The sequence below is a fragment of the Ohtaekwangia kribbensis genome (assembly GCF_042676245.1).
GTDB lineage: Bacteria > Bacteroidota > Bacteroidia > Cytophagales > Cyclobacteriaceae > Ohtaekwangia > Ohtaekwangia kribbensis.
The window spans coordinates 271,345-284,169 of record NZ_JBHTKA010000016.1 but is presented as its reverse complement, the minus strand read 5'-3'; the positions used below and the strand labels follow the sequence as shown (position 1 = coordinate 284,169).

8 protein-coding genes are annotated in these 12,825 nt (G+C 44.9%); 3 read left to right on the top strand and 5 right to left on the bottom strand.

The window, feature by feature from the left end; genetic code table 11:
- Nucleotides 1–12: 12 nt before the first annotated feature.
- Both ACFQ21_RS29695 and ACFQ21_RS29690 read left to right on the top strand, forming a co-directional pair.
- Nucleotides 13–651, top strand: a complete 639-nt coding sequence (locus tag ACFQ21_RS29695) for an ABC transporter ATP-binding protein (RefSeq protein ID WP_377586336.1) — start codon at nucleotides 13–15, stop codon at nucleotides 649–651.
- Nucleotides 641–1,750, top strand: coding sequence for a hypothetical protein (locus ACFQ21_RS29690; RefSeq protein WP_377586334.1), 1,110 nt, complete (start codon nucleotides 641–643; stop codon nucleotides 1,748–1,750). The genes ACFQ21_RS29695 and ACFQ21_RS29690 overlap by 11 nt, the downstream gene beginning before the upstream one ends.
- 32 nt (nucleotides 1,751–1,782) lie before the next feature.
- On the opposite strand, the gene hutI is transcribed toward ACFQ21_RS29690, so the two are convergent.
- The 3 genes from hutI to ACFQ21_RS29675 all read right to left on the bottom strand — a co-directional run bounded on the left by hutI (nucleotide 1,783) and on the right by ACFQ21_RS29675 (nucleotide 6,815).
- Complete coding sequence (gene hutI, locus ACFQ21_RS29685) at nucleotides 1,783–3,021, bottom strand: imidazolonepropionase (RefSeq protein ID WP_377586332.1); 1,239 nt, start codon at nucleotides 3,019–3,021, stop codon at nucleotides 1,783–1,785.
- A gap of 91 nt (nucleotides 3,022–3,112) precedes the next feature.
- On the bottom strand, nucleotides 3,113–4,189 hold the full coding sequence (locus ACFQ21_RS29680) for a hypothetical protein (RefSeq protein WP_377586330.1): 1,077 nt from the start codon (nucleotides 4,187–4,189) through the stop codon (nucleotides 3,113–3,115).
- A gap of 109 nt (nucleotides 4,190–4,298) precedes the next feature.
- Entirely contained in the window at nucleotides 4,299–6,815 is a 2,517-nt protein-coding gene (locus ACFQ21_RS29675) for a GAF domain-containing protein (RefSeq protein ID WP_377586328.1), read from the bottom strand.
- 212 nt (nucleotides 6,816–7,027) lie between these two features.
- On the opposite strand from ACFQ21_RS29675, the gene ACFQ21_RS29670 reads away from it, so the two are divergent.
- Nucleotides 7,028–7,831 (top strand): transporter, encoded by an 804-nt coding sequence (locus tag ACFQ21_RS29670; protein WP_377586326.1) that lies wholly within the window; start codon nucleotides 7,028–7,030, stop codon nucleotides 7,829–7,831.
- Between the two features lie 59 nt (nucleotides 7,832–7,890).
- On the opposite strand, the gene ACFQ21_RS29665 is transcribed toward ACFQ21_RS29670, so the two are convergent.
- Together ACFQ21_RS29665 and ACFQ21_RS29660 are read right to left on the bottom strand one after the other, a co-directional pair.
- Nucleotides 7,891–10,260, bottom strand: a complete 2,370-nt coding sequence (locus ACFQ21_RS29665; protein ID WP_377586324.1) for an ABC transporter permease — start codon at nucleotides 10,258–10,260, stop codon at nucleotides 7,891–7,893.
- A gap of 30 nt (nucleotides 10,261–10,290) precedes the next feature.
- A complete protein-coding gene (locus tag ACFQ21_RS29660) occupies nucleotides 10,291–12,705 on the bottom strand; it encodes an ABC transporter permease (RefSeq protein ID WP_377586322.1) in 2,415 nt (804 codons plus the stop codon).
- Between the last annotated feature and the right edge of the window lie 120 nt (nucleotides 12,706–12,825).

Here is a 12,825-nt window from a genome sequence, read left to right as displayed (position 1 = left end):
TAAGAAGCTCGTATGCTGGTTATCGAAAAATTCTCAAAAAGTTATGGCGATCAGGTGATTCTGGAATTTTCTGAGGTCAGTTTTACCCAGGGAGTCTACTGGATCAAGGGCAAGAATGGCTCGGGCAAAACTACATTTTTCAAGGCATTGGCAGGTTTGCACCCGTGCCGTGGCTCCGTTCGTTTCGAGGGAGGACCATCGTTACACCAGCAGCCCGTGGCCTATCGTAAAAAGGTAAACTATAGCGAAGCCGAACCACAGTACCCGGGTTTTCTTACACCTAAAGATCTGTTCAACTTTATTGGCAAGGCTAAAGGAGCTTCGGCAGCGCAGCAGCAGTTTTTGGTTGATTCATTTGGTATCGCGGCTTATTATGAGAAACCCTGCGAGACACATTCCAGTGGTATGCTGAAGAAAGTATCGCTGGCACTTGCATTTCTGGGAGCTCCGGAATTGATTATACTGGATGAACCGTTGATCACGCTGGACGAGGCTGCCAGAAATATACTGTTACACCTCATAGAAGATCGCATTACCCGCGAGGGCGTAACATTCCTGCTGTCGTCTCACCAGGTGCTGGAAAGTGAACAGCTTCCCGTAAAGGGTACATATACGGTTGCTAACCAAACGCTGGTGCCGGATGAAGCCTGAAAATATTATCACGCAGCGCGTATTTGTTCGCGAGTATTACCGGCAAAATGCAAGCTTCTTTCTGCTGATAATAGGACTTGCCGGTGGTTTTATGCGCAGCCACGATCATATAGCACTGGCCGAATTCTTTGTAGGCAGTCCGCTGCTGTTATTAATACCTTTCACCCTCTGGACGCTATATATACTCAAGGTGATAACCTTCAACACCGAGACACTACGCAGAAGCGAAAACGAATTTCTATTCGCCTTCGCAATGCTAAAGCGCAGTGACCAATGGACGGCAGCATTCCTTACCATCTTTATCCAGGCAGCTCCGGCTTCACTCTATGGTATATTTCTGATTGCCATTGCGGCAAAGCATCAAATTATACTATCGATTGGGCTCGTTGTGCTCATGCTCCTGGTATTGATGATACTGGCCACTGCGAAATTATACTATATATTGAATCATCCTGACCAGGAGCGTAAGGTCAATCGCATCAAGCGCTTTTTCGACCGGACCTTTAGTAAACCGTACCCGGCTTTTTTTGTTGAGTGGATACTAAGACGACAACCCTTGATGCTGATCGGTTGCAAAGCATTTAGCGGTGCATTGTTATTGGCCGTTATATACCTCTATAGCACCGATGTATATGATCACCGGTTGTTGGCGATGGGCATTGTGATTGCGGCTTCTGCGCAGGTTCCGCTGTTACTTGAGTTACACCAGTTTGAGAATTTTCATTTTGGTTTTGTAAGACAATTGCCTCTGCCCTTCTATAAAAGATTGTTATATACCTTAACAACTATACTGTTACTGACACTGGTTGAGATCGGGTTGCTGATAACTCACTTCTCTGTTTCTCTTCCGGTAACGACATTACTGCAGTGCATTTTGTTTTTCATATCCATGCTTGTCTTTCAGCAAGGATTACTGTATGCAAAAGATCATACACAGGAACAACTGATGTCGCGCGTATTTATACTGACCATGGTGTTGATCGTGTTGGTGTTATTCAAAATTCCGTTATGGTTATTCATTGCTATCCACTTGTTCGCTGGCATATTTATCTGGCAACGGAATTACTACCAGTTTGAGCATATCACCTCCACAGAATAATCAGCACTGATGTTGAATATAACAGGCTATATTCAGGATTGGTATAGCTTTCCGTTCAGGATTACCGTATCAACAAGGTTACTACCGAAAGCGTATGGTAAAAAGGCAAGCGAAGGTATAGGCTTTGTGATGAATACATTGGCCACTTTACCTTTTGTTATACTTCCATGAGTATGCTCCACACCCAGCGCGGCTGCTGTGTTGATGGTGGCAGCGTTGATCGCTTCCTCCGGAGTCATTTTCATTTTTATACAGGCAAAAGCCATCATCAACGGCATATTGCCACTGGGTGCTGAACCGGGATTATAATCTGATGCAATGGCGAGCGGGAGTCCTGCATCGATCAATTGTCGCGCAGGCGGAAAGGGCAATCCTAGAAAGAATGCTGCCCCCGGCAAAGCAGTAGGCATCACGTTGCTATTCTTCAACGCTTCAATTTCTTGATCACCTATATTTTCAAGATGGTCTACACTCAGTGCATGGGTTTTAACACCTACCTGCACACCGCCCGAGCGATGAAGCTGGTTAGCATGTATACGCGGTCGCATTCCGTAACGTTTTCCTTCTTCCACAATGCGCTCGGTGTCCTCCACGGAAAAAAATCCCTGTTCGCAGAACACGTCAATAAAGTCAGCAAGCTTTTCTTCCGCTACTGCGGGAATCATCTCCTGGATGATCTGCTGTATATATACTTCTTTCGATTTATCAGCCGGAACAGCGTGTGCTCCCAGAAATGTTGTCTTAACGGTTAACGGAGTTTCTTTACCAATGCGTTTTGCTACGCGCAACATTTTCAGTTCATCGCGTGTAGTAAGGCCGTAGCCACTCTTTATTTCAACGGTACCGGTACCCGTCCGGATAATTTCATGTGCCCGTGCTACACTGCGCTCAAACAATTCATCTTCAGAAGTCTGCTGAAGTTTACGCGCCGAGTTCAGTATACCTCCTCCCTTCGCAGCAATCTCGGCATAGGTAGCACCTTTGATCTTCATCACAAATTCTTCTTCGCGACTGGCAGCAAAAACAAGGTGCGTATGCGAATCAACAAAGGAAGGGAACACCATTCGGCCGGTAGCATCGATCACTTGCTCCGCCTGCAGCGATGGAAGTTCATCCATCTTTCCAAAGACTTCAATGACACCATCGTTCAGGTATAGAAATGCATTTTCAATTACCGGCAACGCAGCCATGGTACTGCCTGCTACACGTGCTATAGTTTGCTCGCGCACCTGCACCAATGCTTTTATATTCCGGATCAATACATTACCCATGAAGCGAAGTAAAGCAACTGTTCGACCGAATCAAAAGAAAAAGGGATAACAGATTTGTTATCCCTTTCCATATATCCATTAACAAATATACTTACTTACCGAACGACTCAACTTTATAGTCGAGGTTGGTGCCGAATACCGGGAAGCTGATCTTCAGCAAAGCATAAAAACCTCGCTTCTCAACCGAAGGACGGTAACCTACCTCCGCTCCATACGACCAACCAAACTGTCGGTTAAAGCGGCCATCCACTCCCAAACGGAAACCTATTTTTTTAGTCTTCACAGCATCTACCGCGTAGGTTGCTGTTGAACCTGCTATCGCTGCACCGAACTCATCTTTTTCAGTATACATAACATCATCCAGTGTGATAGATGGTGCGAAGAGTATATCTGCGTATGCGGTAAACATCAGGTCATCCACACCTTCTTCGAACTTGTCGAAGTTTACTGCTACGTTCTTGATCCAGGTCATTGAACCTCCGAGGTATAAACCTTTGGATGCTATGTTGGTGAAGGCGTGTACTTTCTGAAGTTTACCGTTGGTGTTGTATTCTTCCAGCGGTAGCGGTTTACCTTCTGCCGTTACCAGCGCGTTGTTGTTGAGGCCTTGTGCATCGAGCGCGCGTGCCAGGTCTGTAGAACTATCCCATATTATACCACCGAGGCGTACACCGTATATCTTTCTTACTTTACAAGGAACATCAGCACTCAGCGGAACGCGGGCCGCCCACTTATCACCGCGGTAACTTTTCTTGTAGAGGAACATTTTGGTTTTGGAGCTCTCTTCGAAATCCTTTACGTGATACGTAGCACCAAATTCGTAGTAGTTATATACCTCCGCGCGGTTATCAACACTGCTTTGCTTTACCGACAGGTCGCGGGCAAAATCAAAGAACTGCTGACTATAGGTTTTACGGAAGTGAACTTTAAAATCGAGCTTGTCTTTGTAGTAGTATGCAGCCTCTGCACCAAAGCCAGCGTTTACGTTGGTAGCAAACAACTCACCATACAACGGCATAATCCCAACAAATAATTTGTTGATGGAATACGGCTCGTCATATATCTCTTCGTACGTAACGGCCGTTTTATCTTTACGTTCGCCCTGCGCAAAAAGGGAGACGCTAAGCGTCATGCACGCAGCCATAGAAATGAAAAAGCGATAATTCATATTACGGGTAGTTGAGTAATAATCAGTAAAAATAGTAAAAGTCAGGCTAAAAATTGTTTTACCTGAATACTCCCCGCACGACAGATGTAATACTTTCTCTAAAAAAAGATCAATTTGTCCTGCTTTCGAGCATCTTTTTGAGCTGTTCGAGCTCCTTCAGCTTGCCCTGGATATCTTCTTCCCTGCGTTTACGCTCCGTAATATCTTCAAACATACCCAGCACAGCCGTTACTTCGCCGTGCTGATTCATGATCGGCACCTTGCTGGTAAGCACCCACGATACCTCTCCGTTGCTGTTTGTGTTCTTCTCTTCCATATCGATGCGCGCCTTGCGGCTGTTCATCACCGACAGGTCATCGGCACGGTATGCTTCAGCATGGTCTTTCCATGGCATATCGAAGTCTGTGAAACCGAGAAGTTCTTTGTGCGATTTCTTACCGGCCACCTGTGCAAAGATACGGTTACATCCCTGGAAGCGGAGTTCTTTATCTTTCCAGAATACAGCGCGCGGTATATTATCGATAATGGTTTGAAGGGTTTCCTGCGCCCCGTTGAGACTTTCAATCATGCTATTGATCTTCATGGTATTGAAAGCTACGGTTACAAGGTCAGCACATGATTTCAGAAACTCTATATCTTCTTCCGTCCATTGCTTCTGTTCGTACTGATGCTCGCAGCAGATCACCCCGGCAATGCGGCCTTCATTGAAGAAAGGCACATCGAGTAATGATTGTATATCCAGGGTGTTGAAATACGTTGCTGCGAATTCGCGTGTTGCTGCATTAGTCAATGCATCGTTCGCTACAATTACATCTTCGCGGGTAAGGGCTTCAAAATATCCCGGGTAATCTTTCGCCAGCAATTCATTTCCGGATGTAAAGGAACGATCGCGTTGTGAGTATAATTTTTCGTTCTTCAGTCTGTTACGCAGATCGTTGATCGACCACACACTACAACGTGATACGTGTAGTTGATTACAGATGGCAGACGTTATCTTTTCAAGTGCTGCATTCCAGTTACCGGATTGTACATCGCGGTTCTTGGTGAGCTCCATTAATACTTTACGATTGCGCTGGCTGATCTCGTTACGTTGTTTCTCACCATCGAGCATAGCCTGGATGTGTTTCTCTTTTCTGCGCATTTCTTCCTGCGTAGCTTCGAGCTCTTCCATGTTCTGGCGCATCTCTTCTTCCTGCGCGCGCATTTCTTCAGCCTGTTGTTGTGTACGCTCCAGGAGCACGCGTGTACTCTCGTTGGCACGCACTGTAGATATAGTGGAGGCTATACTTTCGGCAAGTTTCTCTACCAGTTCAATTTCGTAATCCTGGTATTTACCAAATGTAGCCAACTCGATTACACCATATATTTGCTCGTTAACTTTCAACGGCACCATCAGTAACGCGTTGGGGTTAGAACCTCCCAGGCCGGATGTAATGGATATATATTCTTGTGGCACTTCGAGCAGGTAAATACGTTCACCTTCCATATAGCACTGGCCTACCAGTCCTTCACCGGCCGTAACCTTCTTCTTCAGAAACTTCTTGCGTTCGAAGGCATAGCAGGCAACAAGGTCAAGCGACTTATCATTCTCATCTTCATTCAGAATGAACAAACCGCCCTGGTTACTCTTGGTATATTTTACTACAAAGCGTATAATGTTATCGAATAATTCTTCAGTGCTGCTGGTAGAAGTTCTCAATATCTCACCAACCTGTGCCAAGCCGGTAGTAGACCAGTTACGCTTACGATCATCTTCGGCATTGTTGCGCAGTTTGTTACGCATGGTCAACAACGTATTGCCCAGATCTTCATCGGCAAGTGCATCAAGTTCTACATTATAATTACCTGCCGAGATTGATTCCACAAAACCGGTAAGTGCGCCTACGTCTTTACTTTGTGAATCCAGACGTTGTTTGTTTTCCTGCACCAGTTTATCACTGCTGGCCTGCAGGCGGTATAGCATTACGCAGAGAAATGCAAAAGCTATAAGAAGGGATATGATGGAGATCCATGAAAGTGTATCAATGAAAGAAGCGTCTGACTTCACGTTCACGTTGATGTGATCGATAAGCCGGTCCATCTTGCTTTGGAAGTTAGCGTAGTTGGTATCAAACTCCTGGTCCAATACACCACCGGCTTCCTCACCGGTGCTCGTGGTTATTGCAGGTTGAATCACCGCCCCTGTACTATCCAGCACTGCGGGTGTCGATACCGTTGTTTTAGCCTGCTGCTTAAACTTCCAGCGCTCTTTGGCTGTACTCAAAAGTTTATCGAGACTTACGAGCGACTCTTTTATTATCACTTGTGTTTCTTCGTCATCGCTCTTGGCAAATTTACCAAGCTCGTTTTCCTTGCCATCATACGCAGATTGCAGAATGTCTTTGGATGAGTTGAAGACCGTGAGTACATCACGTTCAAAATTAAGCGAAGCATCACCGGCCATGAGTTCCTCAAACCACAAATGACCCTGAGTCACCCGGTTTTTAACGTTGTCGCCTAAAGAAATATACGGCAGGTTTCGCTGATAGGTTGAAACGGTTCTTCGTTCCACATACGCAATAAGAACAGCAATGAGCAGTCCTATGGCACCAAAAGCAATCGTGTATTTAAGAGCACGGTTTTTCATGTAAACTTATGTTGAAGCGTAGCTTGGGGTGGAAAAGTTAGCAATATGACCGACAAAAAGAAAAGATGGTGTATGGTTTCAATCGAATTAGCAACTTTTACCAAAGTTTAAATTACCGGCCCATGCCGCATTGCTATTTAGAACCATGAAATATTTTTTTTAGATTAGTCTAAATATAATATGTTTGTGATATCAACAACCCCTTAAGTACCATGCGCTCATGTATACTTTTTATAGTGCTCTTCGGAACCATGCAGTCGGTTCGCGCCCAGGAATCGAAACGCTATTCACTCTTTAATCCGACTCCGCGCAGCGAAATGCGCGAGTTCAGTATTGACCGTCCGGATGTAACGGAATCTCCCATCACCGTAGACCCGGGCCATTTTCAATTTGAAGGTGATATTGTGAAGTGGAGCAAAGACACGCAGGGAGAAAGTGAGCGCACGATTAATGTTGTGAATGCTTTGTATAAAGTAGGACTCACTCCTTCGTGGGATATTCACTTTGGTATTGAGGCTTACAACATTTACCAGGATATACATGCGGATACATATGACAAAGGTTTTGGCGCAACGACCATTCGCCTGAAGCATAACTTCTGGGGCAACGATGGGGATACACGCACAGCATTGGGTGTTATACCATACGTTACTTTTCTCTCGGGCAACCCGTTCGACTCTGATGTTATCTATGGTGTCGGGTTTCCTTTCTCGTACGACCTCTCTGAAAAACTGGGACTCGGTGCACAAGCGCAGTTTGATTTTGTACCCGATGATGAAGGCAGCCGCGAACTCAGTTACTTCCAGACAGTTGTGCTGGGCGGACCACTGGCAGGCAATCTTGATTTTTATGTAGAAGGTATGGGTACATTCTATTCCGGTGGCAATTGGTTTACGGCCAATGGCGGGTTGATCTATAACGTATCCCCTAATGTAAAAGTAGATATAGCTACCAACGTGGCGTTAACGGATGAAGCGCCTACTAAAGTATATCTCGGACTTTCGTTTCGCATCTAAACAAAAAAAGGGTAGCGCGATCGCTACCCTTTTATATAGTACAAGTATATATATTCTGATTACTCGCTACGCAGGGAATTTACCGGGTTGCCTAACGCAGCCTTGATGGTTTGAAAGCTCATGGTTAAAAATGCGAGCGCCAGCACAATGCTGCCGGTGACCGCAAATATCGACCACGCCATGGGAGCACGATAAGCAAAGTCTGCCAGCCATTGCTCCATGATATACCATGAAACCGGTGCTGCTATAACAAACGCAATCATCACCAGCCATAAAAAGTCTTTAGACAACAGTATAATAATCTGGTTAATGGATGCACCCATAACCTTGCGTATACCAATCTCCTTTACGCGTTGCGCGGCTGTAAATGTTGCAAGACCAAACAGCCCGAGGCATGAGATGCAGATCGCTATAGCAGAGAAGCCGGTAAATAATTTACTCAGACGTTGCTCGTTGTTATACATCTTATCATAGGCATCATCCATAAATTTGTACTCGAACGGATATGCCGGGTTATACTGCTTCCACACATCCTGGGCAGCGGCAACAGCCTCCTGATTTTGCGCTCCGTTGGTTTTAACATATACCAGCCAGAACCAGTTAGGCCTGTATAGAAATACAGTAGGCTCTATTTTTTTATGAATAGACCGGTGATGAAAATCTTTTACAACGCCTTTAATAATCCCTTTGGTTTGCCAGAGTGTAAATGATTTACCAATCGGATCTTCAATGCCTGCTTCCTGCACGGCTGTCTCATTCAATATATAGGTGGCGGTGTCGCTTACAGCATCACGAAAACCTTCACCGGTGGTAATCTCCATACCCATGGTCTTCATAAAGTTTTCATCAATAGCCATACCGTGCACCATAAACTCGGTGCCTTCCACTTTTCCATCCCAATCGGTATCGCTCGTTGTATTCTCAATGTTCAGTACGTTCTGGTTAGAGAATGTTACTTCTTCAATAGCAAGATTTCGAAGCAGTTCATTACGAATAGTATTCTTATTATCGTACATTTTGCCGCGCATGCCAAACGTAAATATATTCTCTTTGTTGAAGCCTAACTTCCGATCGCGGATAAAGGCGAGCTGCTCGCCTACTACCAACGTACCGATGATGATCATGATCGACAACGAGAACTGTGTAACCACCAGTATTTTCCGGAATGTAGAGTTGCCACCGCTAATGGTAAGTTTACCGCGAATCACTTCCATGGGCTTGAATGCCGAAAGTACTAATGCCGGATATATACCCGACACCAGCCATGTAACCAATAACGAACCCGACACTAAATATAGCACAGTAGCATCGGTCAGATCGAACGAAAGTGTTTTACCTGCCAGTATGTTGTAAAAAGGTATAGCAAGCTGAATAAACACCATGGCCAGCAACAACGACAGTATCGAGATGATTGCAGACTCGCTGAGAAACTGCACAATAAGTTTGGTCCGGTCGGCACCAACCGTTTTACGCACGCCTACTTCTTTGGCACGCTTGGTGGCGCGGGCCGTAGCCAGGTTTATATAGTTGATACACGCAATCAATAGTATAGCCAGGGCGATAATAAAAAATATACGAACCGTCTGTATACCTTCTTCACTCAGATCGGCCCCATATAAATGAAGCTTCGACAGCGGTTGTGCTATATAGGAAAGGGACTCGGCTTCCTTTTGATTAGCGTGATGAATTGCGGTTAGCTGACTGGCTACAGAATCTGCTGAAGCACCTTCGTTCAACCATAAAAATGTATGATAGTCATAGTTACCCCAGTCAGACTCGAGACTTTTCCAGTAAACATTGGCGCTATAGTTCTTGATTAATATTTCAAACGGAAAGAATACAACGTACTGCAAGGTTGAGTTCTGCGGAAAATCTTCGAACACACCGGCTACCGTATAGTCCTTCTCTTCATTGAGCTTGAAAACTTTGCCTACCGCATCTGTTGTGTTGAATATTTTCTTGGCAACAGACGCTGAGATAACAACGGAGTTTATATCCGTGAAAGGCTTGTCAGGATTTCCATTTATAAAATGAACATCAAACACTTTAAAGAAACTGTTATCAATATAAGCCTTCAAACGGTCTTCCGTTATTTTCTTGTCACCATAAGTAAACAGTGCTGTGCTATGATAGTCGGAGATGCGCACTGCCTCCTTGATGGCAGGTATACTTTGCTTACCAAAGGTTGCAATAGGTCCGGGAGTTATGCTCCAAACGGTCTCTGTTCCGTTGTTATTAAACTTTGCATTTATCTTATAGATGTGATCAGCCTTGCTGTGAAAAGTATCGTAACTCAGCTCTTCCTGTACCCACAGCATCAGCATAATACTGGCAGCAATCCCCAGCGCCAGTCCGCCTATATTAATTCCAGCATAGACACTGTCGCGCAGTAAATTCCGGAGTGAAAGTTTAATGTAATTGAGGATCATATCATAGGTATATAAGACAAATGCTATATATTATTCACTTCGCAGCGAGTCGACCGGGTTGGCCGATGCCGCCTTCACGGTCTGGAAGCTTATAGTAACCAACGTAATCAACAATAAAACAATAAAGGCAATTATAAACACCAGCGGATTTACACTGATGCGGGTGGCGTAATTTTCAAGCCAGCGTGCCGCGGTAAGCCACGCGAGTGGTATAGCAATTACATTCGCGACAACTACCAGCACTATAAATTCCTTCGAGAGCAACGTGGTGATCTGGAGTATATCTGCACCCAATACTTTGCGGACACCAATCTCTTTGGTTTTAGACAGTACCATGAAGGAAACGAGTCCAAGGAGGCCGATCATAGCAATGACAATGGTTACGACCGAGAACAATCCAAAGACATTGACGAGCTTCTGTTCTGTTTGATATTGTCTTTCAAAATCCTGGTCGAGGAAGAAGTAATTAAAATCATAGCCAGGAAAGTGCTTCTTCCAAAGTGTGCCCAGCGTTTCGATCAATTGTTGTGTATCAGCAGCTTTGTATCGGATAGCATACATATAACTCGCGTTCGGATTGAAGTCCATTACCATAGGCCCTATATTTTGCTGCAATCCGAACTGGTGGTAATCTTTTACAACACCAATTACTTCACCTTCCGGATAACCTGATGGTGATGTGATCTTCTTACCGATCGCTTCCTCAGGCGATGCCCAGCCGAAATCCGAGACTGCTGTCTCATTCAATACTAAACCATCTTTTAACAATGCAGCATGATCTTTACTGAAACGTTCGCCCGCGATCAGTTCAAGACCGAGTGTTTGCATATAATGATCATCCACGGCCATATACTCAACACTGATCGCATCATCACCGGATTTACCTTCCGGGAAAGATACTTGTCCTAACCAACCCGGATTACCCGGCAATGAATTGGTAAACGTTACATCGTCTACAAAGGCGAGCGATCGTACTTCATTCCGGAACGTCTCATATGCTTCTGCGTTTACCGACCGGGCACGTGCTGCATTCACCACGAAGATCTCATCTTTGGCAAAGCCCAGCTCCTGCTGCTGCATAAAGCGAAGCTGGTTGATAACAATGAGTGTACCCAATACAAGACTCAGTGAAATAACAAACTGAAACACTACGAGTGTTCTTCGAAGCTGCACACCGCGCGCGCTCGACTGCATTTTTCCTTTGAGCACTTCTACCGGACGCAAGCCTGACATAACCCAGGCAGGATAATAACCGGAAAGAAACGTTACAACAATTACGAGGCATGCTATACCCGCCAGTATAGCCGGACTCACCAATGTATTCAGGGTATAATATTTATCCAGCAGTTGATTGAAGATCGGCAGCAATACACCCGCCAGTGTTACAGCAAACAACAGTGCTATACAAGTAAGTACAAACGACTCGCTGAGAAACTGGCGAATAAGTATACTGCGGGTTGAGCCCACCACTTTACGGAGTCCAACTTCCTTAGCCCGGTATACTGAGCGTGCTGTAGTAAGGTTCACAAAATTTATACAGGCCAGCAGAATCACAAACGCTGCTATAGCCGATACCAGGTAAACGCGATCAATGCTTCCGGTGGAGCCCATCCGGTTTTCATTTGTTGCGCGAAGGTATATATCCGACAGCGGTGTAAATACAACTTTGCCTTCGGTTCCCCATTGCTTCAGCATGTCGCTGGCGTGCTCTGTATAAACATTTTCTGCTTTGGCACGGAATGTCTCAATGTCTGTACCTTCTTTCAGAAGAATATAGTTTGATACGTTGATATTTCCCCAGCCTTCATCGTATGTAAAATATTTATCCAGCAGCGGATACGATGAGAAAGACAAAGCAATGTCCAATTGAATATGCGAGTTGGAAGGTATATCTTTTAATATACCCGTTACCATAAACTGCAGTGTATCTGCCAGTGTTATATTTTTGTTCAGGGCATCACCACCCGGAAAAAGTTTTTCAGCCATCGACTCCGTCAGCACTGCGGTGTTGGGTTCCGTTAATGCTTTATCCGGATTTCCTTTTACCAGCGGAAAAGAGAACATGGAGAGAAACTCCGGTGATACAAAGTGTATGCGTTGCTTGAGCCGTTTATCATTATGATTCAACAAGAGCATCGAGCCGCTCTTCGCATATAGCACCGATTCTACTTCCGGGAAATCCTTTTTCAACGTTACTCCTACCGGCCAGGCATTGGTTGCTATCGCGTCCTTCTCACCGGAAGCATTTTTATAAAACAGACTTTCTACCCGGTAAATACGATCCTTGTTCGCATGAAACTTGTCGTACGACAACTCATCGAACACATATAGCATGATAAGTATACCAACGGCAAGACCGAGTGCAAGTCCCAGCAGGTTTATAGTTGCATAACCTTTAAATTTCAGTATGGAACGGAAAGCAATTTTGATGTAGTTGAATAGCATATAACCGGGTTTAATTCAAATATAGTGTCCACGGGTTCCCGGTAAGTCCAAGATCGATGCCATGGAAAAAATCCCTGATTCTGCGGGATTTAAAGCATTATCTGAGAATAAGTCCGGTCA

What these genes read in the sequence shown, in the direction of transcription:
- ACFQ21_RS29695 (WP_377586336.1), top strand. Translation starts at nt 13, where the DNA reads ATGCTGGTTATCGAAAAATTCTCAAAAAGTTATGGCGATCAGGTGATT.
- ACFQ21_RS29670 (WP_377586326.1), top strand. Translation starts at nt 7,028, where the DNA reads ATGCGCTCATGTATACTTTTTATAGTGCTCTTCGGAACCATGCAGTCG.
- ACFQ21_RS29675 (WP_377586328.1), bottom strand. Translation starts at nt 6,815, where the DNA reads ATGAAAAACCGTGCTCTTAAATACACGATTGCTTTTGGTGCCATAGGA.
- ACFQ21_RS29680 (WP_377586330.1), bottom strand. Translation starts at nt 4,189, where the DNA reads ATGAATTATCGCTTTTTCATTTCTATGGCTGCGTGCATGACGCTTAGC.
- ACFQ21_RS29665 (WP_377586324.1), bottom strand. Translation starts at nt 10,260, where the DNA reads ATGATCCTCAATTACATTAAACTTTCACTCCGGAATTTACTGCGCGAC.
- ACFQ21_RS29660 (WP_377586322.1), bottom strand. Translation starts at nt 12,705, where the DNA reads ATGCTATTCAACTACATCAAAATTGCTTTCCGTTCCATACTGAAATTT.
- hutI (WP_377586332.1), bottom strand. Translation starts at nt 3,021, where the DNA reads ATGGGTAATGTATTGATCCGGAATATAAAAGCATTGGTGCAGGTGCGC.
- ACFQ21_RS29690 (WP_377586334.1), top strand. Translation starts at nt 641, where the DNA reads ATGAAGCCTGAAAATATTATCACGCAGCGCGTATTTGTTCGCGAGTAT.